16 protein-coding genes are annotated in these 18937 nt (G+C 73.9%); 11 read left to right on the plus strand and 5 right to left on the minus strand.

Annotated features, from left to right (window positions below; genetic code table 11):
• Positions 1-155 precede the first annotated feature (155 nt).
• Complete coding sequence (locus AC3IX6_RS17195) at positions 156-710, plus strand: GNAT family N-acetyltransferase (RefSeq protein WP_489370986.1); 555 nt, start codon at positions 156-158, stop codon at positions 708-710.
• Positions 711-913: 203 nt separating this feature from the next.
• On the opposite strand, the gene AC3IX6_RS17200 is transcribed toward AC3IX6_RS17195, so the two are convergent.
• Entirely contained in the window at positions 914-2407 is a 1494-nt protein-coding gene (locus AC3IX6_RS17200) for an NsdA family TPR-like regulatory protein (RefSeq protein ID WP_489370988.1), read from the minus strand.
• A gap of 134 nt (positions 2408-2541) precedes the next feature.
• On the opposite strand from AC3IX6_RS17200, the gene AC3IX6_RS17205 reads away from it, so the two are divergent.
• The 6 genes from AC3IX6_RS17205 (at position 2542) to AC3IX6_RS17230 (ending at position 9805) form a co-directional block, all read left to right on the plus strand.
• A complete protein-coding gene (locus AC3IX6_RS17205) occupies positions 2542-3771 on the plus strand; it encodes a 3-oxoacyl-[acyl-carrier-protein] synthase III C-terminal domain-containing protein (RefSeq protein ID WP_489370989.1) in 1230 nt (409 codons plus the stop codon).
• A 36-nt stretch (positions 3772-3807) separates the two neighbouring features.
• Positions 3808-4758 carry a hypothetical protein gene (locus AC3IX6_RS17210; protein WP_489370991.1) on the plus strand — a complete coding sequence of 317 codons (951 nt, stop codon included), beginning with the start codon at positions 3808-3810 and terminating at the stop codon, positions 4756-4758.
• Between the two features lie 552 nt (positions 4759-5310).
• Positions 5311-5979, plus strand: a complete 669-nt coding sequence (locus tag AC3IX6_RS17215; RefSeq protein WP_489370992.1) for a class F sortase — start codon at positions 5311-5313, stop codon at positions 5977-5979.
• A 178-nt stretch (positions 5980-6157) separates the two neighbouring features.
• On the plus strand, positions 6158-6493 hold the full coding sequence (locus AC3IX6_RS17220) for a hypothetical protein (protein ID WP_489370994.1): 336 nt from the start codon (positions 6158-6160) through the stop codon (positions 6491-6493).
• Positions 6494-6618: 125 nt separating this feature from the next.
• Positions 6619-6777, plus strand: coding sequence for a hypothetical protein (locus AC3IX6_RS17225; protein WP_489370995.1), 159 nt, complete (start codon positions 6619-6621; stop codon positions 6775-6777).
• 274 nt (positions 6778-7051) lie between these two features.
• Positions 7052-9805, plus strand: a complete 2754-nt coding sequence (locus tag AC3IX6_RS17230) for a PKD domain-containing protein (RefSeq protein WP_489370996.1) — start codon at positions 7052-7054, stop codon at positions 9803-9805.
• A 78-nt stretch (positions 9806-9883) separates the two neighbouring features.
• Here the strand turns inward: AC3IX6_RS17230 and AC3IX6_RS17235 are convergent, their stop codons facing one another.
• The 3 genes from AC3IX6_RS17235 to AC3IX6_RS17245 form a co-directional block, all read right to left on the minus strand.
• The gene (locus AC3IX6_RS17235; protein ID WP_489370997.1) at positions 9884-10297 is read right to left on the minus strand and encodes a hypothetical protein; all 414 of its coding nucleotides are present in this window, start codon (positions 10295-10297) and stop codon (positions 9884-9886) included.
• A gap of 70 nt (positions 10298-10367) precedes the next feature.
• A complete protein-coding gene (locus tag AC3IX6_RS17240) occupies positions 10368-10775 on the minus strand; it encodes a RidA family protein (RefSeq protein ID WP_489370998.1) in 408 nt (135 codons plus the stop codon).
• 22 nt (positions 10776-10797) lie between these two features.
• Complete coding sequence (locus tag AC3IX6_RS17245) at positions 10798-11271, minus strand: RrF2 family transcriptional regulator (RefSeq protein WP_489370999.1); 474 nt, start codon at positions 11269-11271, stop codon at positions 10798-10800.
• 131 nt (positions 11272-11402) lie between these two features.
• On the opposite strand from AC3IX6_RS17245, the gene AC3IX6_RS17250 reads away from it, so the two are divergent.
• From AC3IX6_RS17250 to AC3IX6_RS17265, 4 genes are all read left to right on the plus strand, one after another.
• The gene (locus AC3IX6_RS17250) at positions 11403-12230 is read left to right on the plus strand and encodes a hypothetical protein (protein WP_489371000.1); all 828 of its coding nucleotides are present in this window, start codon (positions 11403-11405) and stop codon (positions 12228-12230) included.
• Between the two features lie 93 nt (positions 12231-12323).
• Positions 12324-14384 (plus strand): FUSC family protein, encoded by a 2061-nt coding sequence (locus tag AC3IX6_RS17255; protein ID WP_489371001.1) that lies wholly within the window; start codon positions 12324-12326, stop codon positions 14382-14384.
• 127 nt (positions 14385-14511) lie between these two features.
• On the plus strand, positions 14512-15237 hold the full coding sequence (locus AC3IX6_RS17260) for a hypothetical protein (protein WP_489371002.1): 726 nt from the start codon (positions 14512-14514) through the stop codon (positions 15235-15237).
• Between the two features lie 16 nt (positions 15238-15253).
• A complete protein-coding gene (locus AC3IX6_RS17265) occupies positions 15254-16510 on the plus strand; it encodes a sensor histidine kinase (protein WP_489371003.1) in 1257 nt (418 codons plus the stop codon).
• A 78-nt stretch (positions 16511-16588) separates the two neighbouring features.
• On the opposite strand, the gene AC3IX6_RS17270 is transcribed toward AC3IX6_RS17265, so the two are convergent.
• Positions 16589-18691 (minus strand): PhoX family protein, encoded by a 2103-nt coding sequence (locus AC3IX6_RS17270; RefSeq protein WP_489371004.1) that lies wholly within the window; start codon positions 18689-18691, stop codon positions 16589-16591.
• Positions 18692-18937: the final 246 nt, after the last annotated feature.

Raw genomic sequence — 18937 nt, forward strand, 5'->3', positions numbered from 1 at the left:
TTCGGGGTGCGTCCGGTTCGGGGTCTTTAGGCCCCCTTGAAGAATGACCGGCAGGACCCTGGTCCCGCCTCGTCCTTTCGGCCGGTCCGCGCTCGCTCCGGACGGCCCTGAAATCCCGGTGCTGGGTGCCGACACGTGCTGGCACACTCCCCCGCATGGACGCCACCACCGCGGGTGACACCCGCCTTCGCGTACGCGAGATGACCGAGCCCGACATCGACGCCGTCGCCGCCGTGCGCACCAGCGCGTGGCGCTACGCCTACGCCGGGCTGATGCCGCAGTCCTACCTGGACGGGATGAGCGTCACCGCGCAGGCCGAGCAGCGGCGCGCGGCCTTCGCCGATCCGGCGAGCGTCGTGACCAACCTCGTGGCCGAGGGCCCCGACGGGCAGGTCCTCGGGTGGGCCGCCTACGGCCCCGCCACGACCACGGATCCCGAGGGCACCGCGCCGGACGAGGGCGAGCTGTACGCCCTGTACGCGCGGCCCGACGTCATCGGCACCGGCGTCGGCCGCGCCCTGCTGACCGAGGTGCTGCGCCGGGCGCCCTACCCCGCGGTGCGGCTGTGGGTGGTCGAAGGCAACGACCGGGCACGCCGGTTCTACGAGCGCGCCGGCTTCGGCCCCGACGGCGGCGAACTCGTCGAGTACGCGGACGGCTCCCCGGTTCCCGAACTCCGCTACCGCCGGGCCGCCGCCGCGGCGAGTTGAGCGGCTGCCGCGGGGAACGGGCTGCCGCCGGGCGGCCGCCGCGGCGAGCTGAGCGGCTGCCGCGGGGAACGGGCGGCCGCGGGGAACGGGCGGCGTCGGGGAGCGTGTGCCGTCGGGGAGCGAGCGCCGCCGGGGAACGGGCCGCGGCGGGGAACGGCTTGCTGCCGCCCGGTGTCCCGCCGCCGGTGAGCCGGCCGCCGTGGTCACGGCAGGCGTTCCGCCAGGGCCCGGGCCATCGCGACGGTCGGGACCGCCTCCCGCATCCGCCGGTACGGGGTCAGGTCGCGCAGCAGCCGGCCGAGTGCCTCCCGTACCGCACGCGACTGCACCGCCGGGGCGGCCGTGAGGAACGCCCGCCAGTGCTCGCACGCCCGGGTGAGGTGTCCGAGGCGCAGCAGCGTTTCGGCGAGCGCGGCGTGCGTGAGCGCGGTGGCCCGGTGCTGGCCGGCCGCGCGGCCGCGCAGGGAGCGTTCCAGTGCGTCGGCCGCGGCCGGGAACTCCCCGAGGGCGAGGTGGGTGCGGGCCCGGGCGAAATCGAGGTCGGCCCGGCCGTACGAGTCGAAGGGCCCGTCGGGCGGCTTCAGCGCGTGCCGCCCGTGCAACCGGTCGGCGGCGGCCAGGTCCGCGGTGGCGGCCGCCCGTTGCCCGGCGTGGGCGTGCGCGGCCGCACGCTGGACCAGGAGGAACGCCAGCGTGCCGGGCTCCCCGTCGGCGGGCGCGGTGTCCACCGCCGTCCGGGCGAGCCGTACCGCGTGCGCGGGCTGCCCGAGCCGGCCGGCGTGCGCGCTCATCGCGCGCAGGGTGATGGCGTACATCCGCCGGTCCCCGGCCTGCCGGGCCAGCCCGAGGGCGATGGCGTGGTACTCCTGCGCGAGCCCGTGGTATCCGGCGTCGGCCGTCATCTCCCCGAGCAGGTGCGCGAGTTGGGCGTACCCCCGCCACACGTCCGCCGCCCCGCACCCCGGTCCGGACACCGCCCGGCCGCGTGCGGCGGGCCCCGGGCCGTCCGTGTGGCGGGCGGCGAAGGCGCCCGCGTCCTGGGCCAGCCAGGCCGCCAGGGCCGCGCGGGTGTGGACGCCGCCGTGGGTGAGGTAGAGGCCCGAGAAGCTCACCGCGAGGGCCCGCAACTGCTCGGCGTGCGCCGCGAGATGCCGCCGGGCGGCGAGCTCCGGGAGGCCGGCGCCCGTACCGGCGCTGGTACGCGGGCCCGCGCCGCCCTCCGCCGGAGCCGGAGCCGGAGCCCGATCCGGGTCCGGGTCCCACTCCGCGGCGGGCACCGGCACCGGCTGGTACGGGCTGCGCAGCAGCGGCGGCCTGCTCTGCGGGTCCACGTCCGCCCGGGCCTGGAGCGCGAGCCGGAGCAGCCCCTCGCCCCCGGCCCCGGCCGGCGCCGGGCCCCCGCCCGCGTCCGCGCCGGGCCGTACGCCGGGTCCCGCCGAGCCCGCGCCGAGCCCCGACTCCGCGACGGTGACCAGCCGCCCGCACCGCTCCGTCAGCGCCGCCGCTATCAGCTCGGGCACGGGCCGGCGGGGCCGGGTGCCCGACAGCCAGTGCGCGACGGCGGTCCGGTCGTAGCGCAGGGCCAGCCCGTGCAGGGTCCCGAGGGCGTTGACGGCCCGCGCCAGCTCCGCCCCGCTCCAGCCGGCCTCGGCCAGCAGGTCCCCGAGCCGGGCGTTGGCCACCCGACGCCCGCTCACCACGCCCGCCCCGGGAGGGACCGGGATCCCGTATTCAACGCTTTCACCACTGCACCCTCCGCATTCCCTTCTCCCCGTCCGCCCGCTGGTGTTCGCTGGAGCCGTCCCCATCGGATTCCACGGACCGGAGAAGCATGTCTGCCTCGGAAACGGCCAGTCCCCCCGCCCCCGCCGCGTACGCGTACCCGTTCCCCTATCGGATTTCCGGTGTCGGTGCCCAGATCGGCGAGGTCATCTCCGTCGAGGAATGGGCCCGGCTCGCGCACATCCCGCACCGCAAGCGGGCCGGAAAGGAAATCAGCGGCGCCGATGTCGAGCGCATACTCGGGGTCACCTCCAAGAGCTGGGACCGGGAGCGCTTCGCCTCGCTCGACACCGTCGTCGACGTCGCCCGCGCCGCGCTGCGGTCCGCCCTCGCCGAGCCCGGGGACATCGACGCCGTCTTCGTCGCCACGTGCACCCCGTACGAGATCATGCTCGACCAGGACGCCTTCAACCTGCTGCGGCGCCTGCGCATCCCGGACAGCGTGCCCCCCTTCCAGCTCGGCGCCGGCTGCGGCGGGCTCTCCCGCGTCGCCGCGCACCTGGCCCGGACGGGGGCCCGGCGCGCGCTGGTGATCTCGTACAACGCCGCGAGCCCCATCGGAATCGACGAGAACGGCATCATTTCCCAGTACAGCGGTGCAGACGGGGAGCATCCCTTCGCGCACACCCTGTGGTGTTCCGGGGCGCTGTTCTCCGATGCCGCGACCGCCCTGGTATTCGAGCGGGACGAAAGCTTCGAGGCCGGGCTCGGCTTCTATTCGCGCGATTCCCTCGATTTCGGGGGCGAGCCCGGATTCAGCGATCCCCTCATCCATTACCCCGGCGGCGGCGCCGCCCACCCGCCGGGCTTTCCCGGCTCCGCCGAGCTGTCCGCATTCGGGCTCAACGGACCGGAGCTTGCCCGCTATTACTCCCGCGGCATGATGATGAACCAGGAGACCATGGACGCCCACCGCCCCGGTTTCGTGGACGAGGTCCGGCGGATCTACACGCACCAGGCCGGCCCGGCCCTGGTCGAGAACTACCACCAGCTCGCCGGCCTGGACGCCCGCAAGGCCCCCGCGCACGCCCGTGAGCTCGGCAATCTCGTCACCTCGGCGACCCCGGTGCTCTTCTACACCGACGTGGTGAACGGCCTGGTCGGGACGGGCGACTCCGTCTGCTTCTCCGTCATCGGCGCCGGTCCCGAACGCGGGGCCTTCCTCGTCCGGGTGGGGATCCCCGGCGAGGTCACCGTCACCGCACCCCTGCCGCCCGCCCCGGTCGCCGCCGAGGCCGCCTCGGCACCCGTAGCCCCCCGGAACACCGCCACCGCGTAGCCGCACGCGCCCCACCTCCTTCGAAACGAGTCCGCCGTGCACATCGCCCTCGCCGGGGCGGCCAGCCCCACCGGCATCCGGCTCGCCGCCGAGCTGCTCGGCCGCGGCCACCACCTGACCCTGCTCACCTCCACCGACGTACGGCAGAGCAGGCTCCTGCTGGCCCGTCAGCTCGCGCTGATCGGGCTGTATCCCGAGTACGTGGACCTCCTCGCGGCACGGCTCGACGCGCGCCGGGGCGCCGAGGTCCTGGCCGGTGCCGCACCCGTCCCGCCGGCTTCCACAGACCCGTCCGCCCCGTCCGCCCGGTCCGCCCCGTCCGCCCGGTCCGCCCGGGCCACCGCACCCGGAGGCCGCTTCGACGCCGTCTGGTGCGTGGAGCAGCCCGCCGCCACCGCGGCCGCGCTGCTGCCCCTCGCCTCCGGAGGGGGGAGGCGTACGGCATTCCACCTGGTCACCGTCGGAGACGCGGGTCCGGCCGGGCGTACGGTCGCCGCCGCGGCCGTACGGGACGGGTTCCCCGCCGGGGTGCACTGCCTGGCCCCGACCGTCAGCGACCTGGCCGACCACGCGGAGCTGCCCCGGCCGGCCTTCACCCGGCTCGCGGTCGCCGAGTCCGTCCGGCCCGCTCCGGCTCCCGCCCCGGCTCCGGTGGAGGCCCCGGAGCCGGGGACTCCCGCGACGGTCAGGCTGCTGCCCCTGGCCCCCGCCGCCCGGGCCCTGGCGGAGGCCGCCGAGGAGCCGGGCTGGTCGGGGCTGCGCCACATCGGCTGGGTGCACGCGCACCCCACCGAGGCCTCGGCACTGGTCCGCGCGGTCGGCCCGGAGCTGGCCCCCGGACTGCTGCGGCGGCTGTCGGGGCTCCAGCCCGCGGCCGCCACGACCGAGCTGGACGGCCCGCCGCTCGGCGCCGGGTACCTCACCCGGGCTGCGGCGCCCGTCCTGCCTCCCGTCCGGCGCCCCGCCCGGATCCCGGAGCGGGTGTGAGCGCGGCGGAGCGCCCCTGGCGGGAGCGGAGCGTGGTGAACGGCCTGGCGGAGGCACTGCGAGAGGCGGCCTCTGAACGCTTCCCGGGCAACGGCCGGACACCGGCGAAGGCGGCATCCGCGCCCGCGGGGGAATCCGGGACGGGCCGGGCCGGGAAGGTCGGGAGGGCCGGAGAGTAATGGGGCCCCATCACGAGGGCATATGCGTATGGATCATTCATGATCCAAGGACAAGCCGCCCGACCTCACCCCGCAACTCCAGCCGACGGCCCGTCACATCATCCGGCTTGACAGGTTTTCGCATGTGGCAGAACGTGCCGCCGATCCGACACGCCCAAGGTTCGCCCTTGACGTTCTCACCCGTTCGGGCGCACGCCCCCCGCACCCGGTCCGGCCCCGGCCCACCGGTCGCCAGCTGCGAAGACGTGCCCGCGGGAAGGCGCCGTGGCGATGACGTGACGTCAGTTCGCCGTGTTACGCGCACCGCCGGGGGGCAGGGAGGGGTCCACTGCTCTCGGGACCGGCCGCCCGAGCCGGACCAGGAGGGATTCCCATGCCCCGCGCCAAGTGGGTGGTCGGCGTACTGACGGTGGCTCTGCTGTGCACCGGCCTAGGGGTGTTGCGCACCACCGAAGGCGGCCGGCCGGCCGCCCCGACCGCGGGCGACGCCCTGCCCTCGCGGGTCCTGGGGCTGTCCGGCCCGCGCCGGCTGGCCCGGCAGCTGGAGCACTCCGGCGGACACACCACCGGCAAGGGCGCCCGGCGGCCCGGACGGTCGGGGGCCACGGCCCTGCAGGCCTCGCTGCCGCTGCGCCTGGTCATCCCGGCCCTCGGAACGGACGTACCGCTGACGGTCGGTACCCCGCCCGGCGGGACGGACGCGGGGCCCGGCGGGCCGTACGCCGAGGACCTCGAAGCCGGCGCCGCCGACGCCAAGCCCCACGTCCAGGAGAGCGCCGTGTGGGACTCCGCCGGCCCGGCCCCGGGCGCGGCCGGCACCGCCGTGGTCTCCGGAGACCTGCCGCGGCTCGGCGAACTGCGGCGCGGGCAGTCGATCGAGGTGGCGCGCGCCGACCGGCGTACGGCCGTGTTCACCGTGACCCGGGTCTCCCCCGGGATCGCCGGCTGGGGCGGGCCGTCCGGCCGGGCCCAACTCCGGCTGATCAGCGGCGAAACGGCCGTCCTGGCCCGCCTCACCGGCCACCGCCGCACCCTGCGTTGACCGGCGGCGGCCCCCGAAAGACGGACACCCCCTGCGGCCACCTGACGGCCGTGGGGGGTGTCTTCGTCCCCCGGTCGGGGGATGCTGCGGTCCCGGTGGAGAGTTCGCCCGCGTGTCGGGGCACACCCACCGCATGAGCGGGACGCGGCATGCACGAAAGGCACCGGACAGGGCCCTGATGACGGCCCTGACGGTGCTCTGCGTCGTGCTGCTGTGTCTGTTCGGCGTCGGCGGAGCCGGTCCGTCCACCGCGACGGCCGAAGGTTCCCGCTCCGCCCCCACCGCCCCGGCCGAACCCGCCGAGGCACCGGCCGATCCGGCCGGCGATCCCGAAGTGCGGGTGGCCGTACGGGTGCCCGCGCGCGGCGTCCCCGGCGTACGGGGCCTGCAGCGGCCCGTGTTTCACGTGAAACCTCCCCGGTCCGGCCCCCCGAAGGCGGTCCCGCACCCGGCGGGCGCCGGCGCACCGGCGGCTTCGCTGCGGGCGGTACGGAGTGTGGTCCTGCGCTGCTGACGGCGCCGAGCGTCCGAGCAGCAGCACCGCGCACCCGGCACCGGGCACCCCCGGCAGCTCACCCTGCTCCCCAAGCCCATGGGCGCGCGTCCCCCCACACCCCCGAAACACCGTGAGGTTCCGCCATGCCCTTCGACCCGTACCTCGCCCTGAACGCCATGCTCCGCGCCGAGGCCGCCCGCTTCTCCCCGCCCGCCCCGCCCGCACGCCAGCCCGAACCCGAGTCCGCCAAGACCGCCCAGGCCACCGCCGAGACCCCGGCCGGAGACGACACGGCCGCGTAGAACTCGCGTAGAGGCATCAGGACATGAGGAGGCACCGGTTCCCGCGCCCTCGGCAACGGAGAGTGGTCACGTGAGGTTCGACCACGGAGCACGGGAACCGGCGCCTCATTCAGTCTGAACCACCGGCCCACCCCATCACCTCGGCCTTTTGTCCGGATATGCCCGGCCGAAAGTACCGATCCCCGGGGGCACGCGGACTTCGTACAACCTTCCGACGGCATGAGCGGTCCCAGCAGTGACCGCTACACGCATCTCGTCGAAGGAAGTCACCCCGTTGCGCCCTAGCCGTGCGATGGTCCTGCTCACCGCGGGCCTGGTCACCCTCATCGGCATGCCGGCCGCCACCGCCGCCGATCTCCCGACCGACCTGTACGTGGAAAACACCATGCCCTGCGAGGACAGCGGGAGCGGGACAAAGGCCACCCCGTTCTGCACGTTCGCCGCGGGGGTCAAGGCGGCGAAGCCCGGGCAGACGGTGCACGTCAACATCCTTCCTTACCTGCAGGAGCCGGACCTCACGATCGACCGCTCGGGCGCGCCGGGCAAGCCGATCACCTACGCCTTCACGTACAGGGATCTGAACCCCGAAAGCCAGGCCGAGGTGCTGACCATCAGCGGAGCCTCTCACCTCGTGGTCAAGGGGCCGCTGGTGGGCAAGCGTGTGAGCGTCACCAGCTCCCACGACGTGACGCTGGAGGGCCTTGAGAAAACGAAGTGGGGCGGCGCTTCCCTCAACATCGGCGGGGGAAGCACGGACGTGCGCGTCAACCGCAGCTCGTTCGACAGGGCCGTGATCGGAGGCGGCGCCCAGCGCACCGTCCTCAGTCGCAACGTCCTGCGGAGCTCGGGGCCGATCTCCGTGGTGGACGCGCCCGGCACCGTCATCACCAACAACCACATCGACAACTTCACCGACGAGGACCAGGGCGTAGGGAGCTGCGATGAGACCGTCGCGATCCGTGGCGCCTCGACCGGCGCCTCGGTGTTCAACAACGTCCTCACGGCCTCTGGCAACACCACCTGCACCACCCCCCAGCTCTCCGTGGCGCAGAGCGCGACGTCCGGCACCCGCGCCGGCTACAACCTGATCGCAGGCGCAGAGGGTTACGCCACGGTCGCCTACCAGTGGGCCGGCACCACGTATCCCACCGCGGCGGCGTTCCTGGCCGCCAGCGGGCAGGGCGCGCGCGACATCCTGGTCCCCACGACCGCAAGCCTCTCCGGGGCCGACTCGCCGGCCATCGACTCCGCCGACGCGACGGCGCCGGGCGTCCTGCCCGTCGACAAGAACGGGATCGCCACCACGGACGACCCACGCGTGCCGAACACCGGCAAGGACGGCGGCCACCTGGACCGCGGCGCCACCGAGACCAACGACGGGTTCACCTCGGTCTGGACTTCGATCTACAACGATTGGGCGCCGACCGGCACCCCGGTGACGGTCAAGGCCGCTACTGACAGCAGGTGGCCCGCCACCATGACCTATGCGGTGGACTTCGGTGACGGGACGGCACCCGGCATCATCCGCCCGGGCGAGGCGGCCGAGGTCACGCACGTCTACGGCTCACCGTGCGCGTGCGTGGTCAAGACGACGGCGACCAACGGCGCCGGCAAGAAGGCCTCCGACGAAGAGACGATCCGGGTGACCACGCCCGGTGAACTGGCCACCGCCTTCACCGCCACGCCGGTCCTGCCGGGTCCGGGCCACGACGGATACCGGGTCATCCGACCGCTGACCCTCCGGGTCGACACCAGCACGACCGTCGCCCCGTGGCGGGTCGAGCGGGTGGACGTGGACTTCGGTGACGGCACCAACGAGGTCCGTTACGGCCTCCAGAGCGCCAGGCACACCTACAAGCAGCCCGGCACGTACGAGGTGAAGGTCACCGCGCACGACGTCAAGGGTGCGAAGTCCACGGCCACCCGGACCGTCCAGGTCGGCTATGCCCCGTCCGGGTACGCGAGCACCATCCCGTTCCGGCTGTTGGACACCCGTACCACCGGTCCCTCCATCAAGGCGGGGTCCCCCCGTTCCGTGCCGGTGCTGACGGACGCCTTCGTGTCGGGGCGGTTCCCGGCCGGGGGCGTGGCATCCGTCGTCCTGAACGTGACCGTCACCGGTGCCACCCAGGACACCCACCTCACCGTCTGGCCCTCGGGCCAGACACGGCCGGAGACCTCGAACGTGAACGTCCGCGCGGGCGGCACCTCGTCCAACACGGTCACCGTGCCGATCGGCCCCGACGGCGCGATCCAGGCGCAGCTGAACGCGGGCGAGGCCTCGCTCGTCGTGGACTTCGTCGGCTACTACCAGCCCAGCGCCGGCAACCGCTTCTCCCCCCTCGCCCCGACCCGCGTCCTGGACACCCGGACGACCGGCGGCGCGCTGGGCGGCGGCAAGCGCCGCACAGTCAAGGTCGCCGGCGTCAACGGCATCCCGGCGGACGCCGGCGCGGTCGCGCTGAACCTGACCGGTACGGGTGCGACGCAGGAGGCGTTCGTCAGCGTGTTCCAGGACCCGGCGAGGCGTCCGCACACGTCGAACCTGAACGTGGAGCCGGGCAAGGACAAGTCCAACCAGGCCATCGTCCCGGTCGGCCCCGACGGCACGATCACCCTCTACACCAACAGCGGCTCCACGCACCTCGTGCTGGACGTGGTGGGCCACTACGGCAAGGACGGCAAGGCGCTCTTCACCCCGGCCGTGCCCAAGCGCCTCGCCGACACCCGCACCACCGGCAAGGTCGCCCCGGGCGCCACCACCACCGTCTCCGGCCTCCCGGCGGGCGCCATCGGCGCGGTCCTGAACGTCACCGCGACCGACACCACCGGCCCCGGCTTCCTCACCGCGTACGCCTTCGGCGGCAAGCTCCCGGGCGCCAGCAGCCTCAACACCCTGCCGGGCCTCACGGTCCCGAACCACGTCACCACTCCGGTTGGCCCCGGCGGCAGGGTCAGCATCTTCAACAGCTACGGCGGCTCCAACCACGTGATCACCGACCTCCTCGGCTACTTCACGGCGAACTGACGCCCTCGCGGCACGTACGCCGAAGCCCCGGCCCCCGCGATGCGCGGGAGCCGGGGCTTCGGTCTTCTTCCTGCCCGCCTAGGTCGCGCTACGGCTGTGGTAACGGTAGAAGGCCGCCGCGCCGACGGCCGCGCCGACGAGCAGGCCGAGGCCCGAGCTCTTCAGGATGGACTCGCCGGCCAGGCTGTACAGGTAGCCGAAGGAGATGCCCGCGAAGATCCCGTACGCCGCCGCGTGCGGCTCCTGCGCCAGCCGCGGGCCGATCCGGGCCAGGGCCACCAGGCAGGCGGCGAAGATCGCGCCGCACAGGATCCCGTAGAAGACGTTGCCCGCGTCGACGGGCCCCATCTGACGCTTCATGAAGGCGGCGTAGACGCCGTAGACCAGGCCCATGAGCAGCGGTCGCGCGAGGGCCGCCCTGCTCGTGTGGGCCGCCGTACCGGACGCCTGCTGCCGGTGCCCCCGGGGGGCGGTGGGTGCCGCATGTGCCATGACGGGCTCCTCTCTCCCATCATCCAGGGCACACCCGCAACCCGTGACCGGCAACCGGAGCAGTCGGTGGCTAGGTGCCCCGGGGCGCCCGTACCGCCACCGCGTCGATCTCGAAGAGCATGTCCGGCAGGGCGAGCGCGGCCACGCCGATCAGCGTCTGGGCGGGCAGTTCGGTGCCCCAGGCGGCGTGCAGGTGCTTCAGCAGCACCTCCAGCTTCTCCTGGTCGTGCCCGACGACGTACGTCCCGATGCGGACCACGTCGCCGAGGCCCAGGCCCACGGCCTCCAGCGCGGTGCGGAGGTTGGCGAAGGCCTGCCCGACCTGGGCGTCGAAGGCGTCGGAGACCACGTGGCCGGTCGGGTCGGAGCCGTACTGGCCGGCTATGAAGACCTGCTCTCCGGGCGCGGAGACGACGTGGCTGTAGCCGTGGCCGGTGGGGTCGTGGAGTTCTGCCGGGTTGGTGATGCTGCGCGTCATTCCAAGCTCCTGGGCCTTTGTCCTAGCGGGCGGCGGCGAGCCAGGCGCGGAGCCGCTCGGGGGCCTCGGGGGCCTGCCGTTCGGCCTGCTGCCGGATCTCGTCGAGGGTCTGGGCGGCCAGCGCACGGCGCCAGGCCAGCTCGGCCCGGCCCATGGCGTGCGCGAAGGCGCAGTCGGCCGCGGGCGGCTCCTCGCCGCCGCCGGGGCCCTGCTGCCGGATCTCCGCGCACCGGAAGGCCTCGTCCGGGCCTTCGACGGCGGCGACCACGTCCATGAGCGAGATGGAGTCGAGCGGGCGGGCCAGGCGGAAGCCGCCCCGCGGGCCGGGGGTGGAGCTGACGATGCCCGCCCGCGCCAGGGCCTGGAGCTGCTTGTTGAGGTAGGCGGGAGGCAGCTCGTGCCAGGCCGCCAGCCGGGCCGCCGAGACCGCCCGGCCGTCACCGCTCCAGGCCAGGTTGAGGCAGCTGTGCAGGGCCCATTCGACACCCTCGCTCATTTTCATAACCTGGATATTAGATATCCAGGTTAGCCCTCCGCAAGCGGAACACGCCCGAGCCGCCCGGCCCGCACCACCCGCCCGCAGCAACCCGGCTCGCGCCGCGCGCCCGGCCCCCTTTCCCTGGTGACGTGCGGACCTTCCTCTCGGCGGTACTCATCACGCTCGTGGCCCTGCTGGTGCCCGCGAGCGCCGTCGCGTACTGGGCCGACCACGAGCTCGGCAGCGCCGACCGCTACACCGCGGCGATGTCCCCGCTCGCCTCGGATCCCGCCGTGCAGAACCTCGTCGTCACCCAGGCCGGCCGGGCCCTCTCCGGACAGATCGACGCCGGCCCCTTCCAGGGCGGGGTCGACGCCCTGCTCGGCGAGGCCCTGCGCTCCTTCGTCGGCACCCCGGCCTACCGAACCGCCTGGGACGCGGCGAACCGCGCCGCCCACGGGGCCTTCATCCACGCACTCACCACCGGCGACGGCAACGCCGTGACCATCGACCTCGCGCCCGTGATCGCCCGGGTCAAGGGCGACCTCGTCGAGAACGGGGTGCCCTTCGCCGACCGCATCCCCGAAACCCGCCTCTCGGTGAAGGTCATGGAGTACGACAACCTCGGCGCGCTCCGGAAGGGCTTCCGCATGCTGGAGATCGCCGGGGTCTGGCTCCCCGTGCTCACCGTGGTGCTGGCCGCGGTCGCCATCGCCGTCGCCGTCCGGCGCCGCCGGGCCGTGCTGGCCACCGGGCTGGGGCTGGCCGTCGGGGCCCTCCTGCTGTGGGCGGCCGTGGCGCTGTGCCGCCGCCTCACCCTGAACGACCTGCCGGCCGACATCGACCGGGCGGCCGCCGCAGCGGTGTACGACGCGCTCACCGCGTTCCTGCGCACCACCGTCTGGGTGGTGCTGGCCGTCGGACTGGCCGCCGCGCTGGCCGCCTGGCTGACGGGCCGACTGCGCCGCACCCCATAAGCTCGGAACGGGCGGATTGGCACGCAAATCCGTAGAAGAATCCTTAGAGCAGCGCAGAAGAACCGATTCACGAGCGGCGGCACGGAAGCGGGAATGAGCACCGAACGCACCGAAGACATACCGCCCGGACGGGCCGGACGGGCCGGACGGGCCGGACGGGCCGGACGGGCCGGAGCAACGGCAGCCGGACGGTTCGGGCCGCTGGCCCCGCCCGCCTGGCTGCTGAAGGGGCTGCGGCCGAGTTCCGCGCCGATCCCCTGGGCCGCCGCGCTGCGCGCGGCCGTCGCCCTGGCCCTGCCGCTGGCCGTCGGCTTCGCCGTCGACGAGCCCGAGTACGGCGCGCTCGTCTCGATGGGCGCCCTGTCCGGGGTCATCGGCGACACCGCGGACGCCTACCGGATGCGGATCCTGAACATCGCCGTGCCCCAGCTCTTCGGGGCCGTGGGCGTCGCCCTGGGCACCCTGGTCTTCGGGCACGGCTGGGTCGCGGTCGGCGTCCTCACCCTGATCGCCCTGGTCTCCGGGATGATCTCCTCCATCGGCACGGTCGCCTCCGTCTCCGGGCTGCTGCTCCTGCTCAACGCCGTGGTCGGCGCCGGCCTGCCGATGCCCAGTCCCTGGTGGACGGCCCCGCTGCTGTTGAGCGCCGGCGGACTGTTGGTCCTGCTGCTGACCCTGCTGGGCTGGCCCCTGCGCGGCCGGCAGCCGGAGCGGGCCGCCGTCGCCGCCGCCTACCGGGCCCTGGCCGACACCCTGGAGGCCGCGGGCGGACCGGGCCCCGCGTACGAGGCGCGCCGCCAGCAGGTCACGCAGTCCCTGAACCACGCCTACGACCTGGTGCTGGGCCGCCGGACCCGGGTGCACGGCCACAGTCCCTCGCTCGTGCGGATGCTGGCCCAGCTGAACGTGCTGATCCCGCTCGTCGAGGCCGCGCCCGCCGCGCACCTGCGCCGCAGACCCCTCTCCCCCGCGATCCCGGCGGCCGTACGGGACCTGGCGACGGCCGTCGAGGAGGGCCGCACGGACACCCCCGTACTGGACCTGCCCGCGCCCGACGGCCAGTCCGAGCGGGCCATCGACGCGGCCCTGCGGCACGCCGCGACCATCGTGCCGCTGGCCGAGCCGGACATGCACAACGTCGACGACCGGCTCGGCCGGCCCGCCGCGCTGCGGGTCCGGGCCCGCCGGGCGGTGCGCGACATGATGTTCTCCGAGGCCTCCTGGCGGTACGGGCTGCGGCTCGCGCTGTGCATCGGGCTGGCGCAGTCCCTCGTCTCGGTGGTGGAGATCGAGCGCTCCTACTGGGTCGCCCTCACGGTCACCTTCGTCCTCAAGCCCGACTTCGGCTCGGTGTTCTCCCGGGCCGTGCTGCGCGCGCTGGGCACCGCGGGCGGGCTCGTCGTGGCGGCCGCCGTGCTCTCGGAGGTGCCGCGGGGGTGGTGGGACGTACCGGTGATGGTGGTCCTGGCGGCCCTCATCCCCGTCTTCTCGGTCAAGGGCTACGCCTTCCAGACCGCGGCGATCACCCCGGTCATCCTGCTCCTGTCCGACCTGCTCAACCACCAAGGCTTCGACCTGGTCCGGCCCCGGCTGCTCGACAGCCTGATCGGCTGCGCCATCACCCTGATCGCCGGCTACCTGCTCTGGCCCGAGAGCTGGCACACCCGGCTCGGCGACCGGCTCGCCGACACGGTGGACGACGCCGCCCGGTACGTGGAACGCGCCTTCGGCTCCACCCCCGACACCGACGCGGGCCAACGGGCGGCCCGCACCGCCCGGCTCCAGGCCCGCCGCCGCATCTACCGGGAGCTGTCGGGCGTCCGCAGCGAGTTCCAGCGGGCGCTGACCGAACCGCCGCCGACCGGGGAACGGGCCGCCGCGTGGTGGCCGCTGGTGGTCGCCGTCGAGCGGATCGTCGATGCGACCACGGCCGCACGGGTCCGGGTCAACCACGGCGCGCAGCCCCCGGGCGCCCACGAGGTCGAGGCGATCGCCGCGGACCTCCGCGCCCTGGCCCTCGGCGTCCGCCGGGTCCAGACCCCCACCGAACTCCGCCCCGCCCCGGCCCCCGAGGTCGACGAAGCCTCCGTCCTCTCCCCGGTCCGCCAGGAACTCGCAGCAGCCCGAGCCATCGCGGACCCCACCCGCGACTAGGAATCCAGCCCCGCCGGCGCTTGAGGCGCGGGGGGCCGGGGGCGGAGCCCCTGGCAGCGGCGCCGCGCCGTCCCTCCAATGGCCCCGCCCCCGGGCCACCCCGCCCGAGGCGGGAGAGCATCAGCACATGAGGCCCTTCCTCCGGCGCAGCCGGGTCCTCCTCCTGGCGGCCACCCTGGCGGCGGCGACGGGCTGCGCAGACGTGGAGGGCCTCCAGAACGACGGCGACCTCGGCACGGCCCACGCCCCCCGCACCCTGTGGAAGGACATCCGTCCCGACCCCCCGGCCCCCGGCCAGCAGTCCGGTACGGCCACCGCCGTCCCCGGTCTCGCCAAGGTCCCCGACCTGTCCATGCGGGGCGTGAACGCCGTGGACGTCGTACGGGCCGACATCACCGCCGCCAACACCGCGGACGCCGGCACCGGCCGGCTCGTCGACCCCCGGGCGATCCAGCGCATCGCGCTCTGCACACAGGCTGTGGACGGCGGTCCCGACTGCCCGGTCCGGCCCGCGGTGCTGGCCGATGTGACGGGCAACGGCAGGGCGGAGCTGATCACCGCTCTGGACATCGACGGCCGGCTCAGCGAACTGCGCGTCTACACCGTCCGGGACGACGGGACGATCGCCCGCATCCTGTCCCGCCGCGGGGTCCTGGAGGGCGTGGAGGTGGCCGCCGAGCACCTGGCGGTGCGCGAGCCGACCTCGAACCCGAAGAAGGTCTCCATCTCCGACTACGTGTGGGACCCGGAGGCCGGGATCATGAACCTCGACCAGCTCACCCTCGACGAGTGCCCGACCCAGGGCGACGCCTCCCCCTGCCCGGCCGTGGGCACGAGCGCCGGCAGCGGCTGAGGAGGCCGGGTCCCCGATGCGTCGGACGAGCAGCCTGCGCTGGAAGATCGCCATGACCACCACGGCGGTCTGCTGCGCCGTCGCGGCCGCGCTCGGGATCCTCGTGCACAACGTGGTCGCCCACCAGCTCGTCGGCGAGGTCCGCAAGGACGTCGACCGGGAGCTGGACTGGGCCCTGAGCCAGTACGAGTACGGCACCGCGCACGGCGACGGGAACAGCGCCCTCGACCCGCCCGGACTCCCGGCCCCGCTGCGCGCGCTGGTCGCGCGCGGACTGACCGGCAGCATGACCGGCACCCACGACGGCAAACCCGTCATGTGGGCCGCCGGACCCGCCGACGGCAAGCCCCTCGCCGTCTGGGTCCCCTACGACAGCACCCGCACCCGGCTCCGGGAGATCGACACCGCCATCCTGGTCTCCGCCGTCCTCGCCGCCGGGGTGGTCGCCCTGGCCGGCATCTTCCTCGCGGGCCGCATCAGCCGCCGGCTCGCCACCACGGCCGCCGTGGCCCGCCGGATCAGCGCCGGGGACCTCGACGCACGCGTCGGCTTCCCGGCCGACGGGGAGGGACCGCGCCCGCGCTCCCGTGACGAGGTACGGGACGTGGCCCAGGCCCTCGACTCGATGGCGGCCTCGCTCCAGGCCCGGCTGGAGGCGGAGAAGCGGTTCACGGCGGACGTCGCGCACGAGCTGCGCACCCCGCTCACGGGTTCCCTGGCCGCGGCCGCGCTGCTGCCCGAGGGCCGGCCCAAGGAGATGATCAACGACCGGCTGGGGGCCCTGCACCTGCTCACCGAGGACCTGCTGGAGATCTCCCGGCTGGACTCGGGCGTCGAACGGGCCGACCTGGCCCGGGTGGAGCTCGGCCGCGCGGTGGAGCGGGCGGCGGCGAGCACCCGGCTGCCCGTCACGGTACGGATCGAGCGGGACGCGGTGGTGCTCACCGACCGGCGCCGGCTGGACCGGATCCTGGCCAACCTGCTGGTCAACGCCCACAAGCACGGGCGGCCGCCGGTCGAAGTGACCGTCACCGGCCCGCTGGTGACCGTACGCGACCACGGACCCGGCTATCCGGCCGAGCTGATCGAGCAGGGGCCGCGGCGCTTCCGCACCGGGGATCCGGGACGCGGACGGGGCCACGGACTCGGCCTGACCATCGCTGCCGGGCAGGCGGAGGTACTGGAGATCGAGCTGCGCTTCTCCAACGCCCCCGACGGGGGCGCGGTGACCACGCTCCTGCTGCCGGTCGGACGCCTGCCGGAAGGAAGTTGAGCGGGGGCGGTGGATGTTTCACGTGAAACACCCACCGCCCCCGCACGGGTCAACTCACCTCGGCTCAGACGTCAGACGTCAGACCCCGATGTTCTTGCCGTCCTTGCGCCAGACCGACACGACCGACGGGCGGACGATCTTGCCGGGACCGTCGGGCCACACCGACTGCGGCTTCTCGACGGAGGCGCCGTCGATCTCGCCCGGGTGCTGCACGGCGACCAGGACGCGCTTGTCCTGGATGATCGGACCACAGGTCTCGGCACCGCGCGGAACGGTCAGGAACTGCTTCAGCTCACCGCGGCGCTCACCGGCGGTCGCGACGCCGAACAGGCCGTCGTGCGAGCCGAGCTGGTTGCCGTCCGTGGAGATCCACAGGTTGCCGTGCGGGTCGAACGCGACGTTGTCCGGGCAGGAGATCGGGCTGACCTTGTCCTTCGGGAAGCCCGCGAAGTAGGTCGCCGGGTCGTTCGGGTCACCCGCGACCAGGAAGAGGCGCCAGGCGAACCCGTCGCCGGCCGCGTCGTCGAAGTTCTCGGCGAGCTCCAGGATCTGGCCGTGCTTGTTCAGGTTGCGCGGGTTGGCCTCGGTGGCGCCTTCCTTGCCGGGCTTGCCGCGGTCCGTGTTGTTCGTCAGCGCGATGTAGACGCGGCCGGTGCGCGGGGAGGGCTCGACGTCCTCGGGACGGTCCATCTTGGTCGCGCCGACCTTGTCACCGGCGAGGCGCGTGAAGACGGACACCTCTTCGGCGGTCATGCCCTCGACGTGCGAGACGTTCCCGTTGGGGGAAGAGGTGAGGATCTTGATCCAGACGCCCGAACCGTCGAACTCGCCGTCGGAGGGGAGCTTGCCGGTGCCGTCGATCTCCGCGGCCGGGGTGTCACCGGTGAGCTTGGCGACGTAGAGGGTGCCCTCGTCGAGCAGCGTGAGGTTGTGCTCCTTCGCCGCGCGCGAGTCGCCCTTCTTCATCTGCTTCGACGAGACGAACTTGTAGAAGTAGTCGAAGCGCTCGTCGTCGCCCATGTAGACGACCGGGCGGCCGTCCTCGGTCAGGCGGGGCTGCGCGGCCTCGTGCTTGAAGCGGCCGAGCGCGGTGCGCTTGCGCGGGACGGAGTTCACGTCGTACGGGTCCAGCTCGACGACCCAGCCGTGGCGGTGGGACTCGTTGGGCTCCTGCGCGACGTCGAAGCGCTTGTCGAACCGCTCCCACTTGCGCTCGGTGGCGCCGGCCGTCACGCCGTAGCGCTTCAGGCGGGCCGCCTGGGTGGGGTCGGTGACCAGGCCGGCGTTGCCGAAGTACTGGTTGAAGTTCTCCTCGCCGTGGAGGGTGGTGCCCCACGGGGTGGTGCCGCCGGCGCAGTTGTTGAGGGTGCCGAGCACCTTGGTGCCGGCGGTGTCGACCGAGGTCTTCACCAGCTCGGAGCCGGCGGCCGGACCGGTCAGCTTGAACTCGCTGGTGGCGGTCAGACGGCGGTTGAGGCGGTGGCGGCTGATCGCGGTCAGCTTGCCGCTGCGGTGGTCCTCCTGGACCGCGACCACGGACAGGCCGTGCGCGGCCCAGGCGATCTCGACCTGCTCGCGGGTCGGGTTGGCCGCGTCGTACGCCTTGAACATGAGCTGCTCGTCCGTGTACTCGTGGTTGGCCACGAGCAGCTGCTGGCGCTCGTAGTCGCCGCCGAGCGGGAGCAGGCTCAGGAAGTCGTTGTTGTAGCCGAACTGACCGGCCTGGGCGGCGGCGGTCTGCTTGTCCGGGTTGAAGCCCGGCGCGCCCTTGACGATCGGGTCGCCCCAGCGGATGACCACGTTCTGCTCGTGGCCCTCGGGGACCGTGACCTGGTCGGCGGTGTTCGGCGCGACGGGCTTGAAGCGCAGGCCGCGGGCACCCTCGGCGTTGACCCCGGCGGCGCCGGCGCGCTGCGCCTCGACCGTCGGGTCCGCGGAGGCGGAGGAGCCGTTGCCGCTCAGCGTGAGGGCGGTACCGGCGGCCGAGGCGACCGTGACGACCGCGGCGGAGCGGAGCATCGCGCGGCGCGAGTAGGCGCGGGCTATGACGTCGCCGGCGTACTCGTTGTCGCTGGTGTTCGGCACCTCGTGGAAGCAGGCGTCGCCGCAGCGGTAGCGGCAGGTGAGAGCGGAACGGCCGCCCCCGTGAGATGAGCCGATGAGCGGCAGGAGCTTGCGCACGAGTGTCCTCCGTTGATGCACGGTCCCCGACAACGTGTCGGAACAATCCGTCGGTGACGCTATGGGCGGGTTGCGCCGAAGCGGCGGCCGCTGGGTGAACGCCCGGTGAATCCGGCACGTCGGGGCGGCAGTTCGGGGGCGGATCGGGTGTGTTTGGGCCGTGGGCGCCACGAAAGGTGCCCCTCCCGAAGTTCCAGCCAAGGGGCCGATAACCTTACGTGTCCACTCTGGGCAGGGATCTACCGC

This window comes from Streptomyces sp. GL_141, assembly GCF_057834385.1.

Excerpts from the sequence above, each read along its gene's own strand:
- AC3IX6_RS17195 (WP_489370986.1), top strand. The coding sequence starts at position 156 with ATGGACGCCACCACCGCGGGTGACACCCGCCTTCGCGTACGCGAGATG.
- AC3IX6_RS17205 (WP_489370989.1), top strand. The coding sequence starts at position 2,542 with ATGTCTGCCTCGGAAACGGCCAGTCCCCCCGCCCCCGCCGCGTACGCG.
- AC3IX6_RS17215 (WP_489370992.1), top strand. The coding sequence starts at position 5,311 with ATGCCCCGCGCCAAGTGGGTGGTCGGCGTACTGACGGTGGCTCTGCTG.
- AC3IX6_RS17220 (WP_489370994.1), top strand. The coding sequence starts at position 6,158 with ATGACGGCCCTGACGGTGCTCTGCGTCGTGCTGCTGTGTCTGTTCGGC.
- AC3IX6_RS17225 (WP_489370995.1), top strand. The coding sequence starts at position 6,619 with ATGCCCTTCGACCCGTACCTCGCCCTGAACGCCATGCTCCGCGCCGAG.
- AC3IX6_RS17235 (WP_489370997.1), bottom strand. The coding sequence starts at position 10,297 with ATGGCACATGCGGCACCCACCGCCCCCCGGGGGCACCGGCAGCAGGCG.
- AC3IX6_RS17240 (WP_489370998.1), bottom strand. The coding sequence starts at position 10,775 with ATGACGCGCAGCATCACCAACCCGGCAGAACTCCACGACCCCACCGGC.
- AC3IX6_RS17245 (WP_489370999.1), bottom strand. The coding sequence starts at position 11,271 with ATGAGCGAGGGTGTCGAATGGGCCCTGCACAGCTGCCTCAACCTGGCC.
- AC3IX6_RS17255 (WP_489371001.1), top strand. The coding sequence starts at position 12,324 with ATGAGCACCGAACGCACCGAAGACATACCGCCCGGACGGGCCGGACGG.
- AC3IX6_RS17260 (WP_489371002.1), top strand. The coding sequence starts at position 14,512 with ATGAGGCCCTTCCTCCGGCGCAGCCGGGTCCTCCTCCTGGCGGCCACC.
- AC3IX6_RS17265 (WP_489371003.1), top strand. The coding sequence starts at position 15,254 with ATGCGTCGGACGAGCAGCCTGCGCTGGAAGATCGCCATGACCACCACG.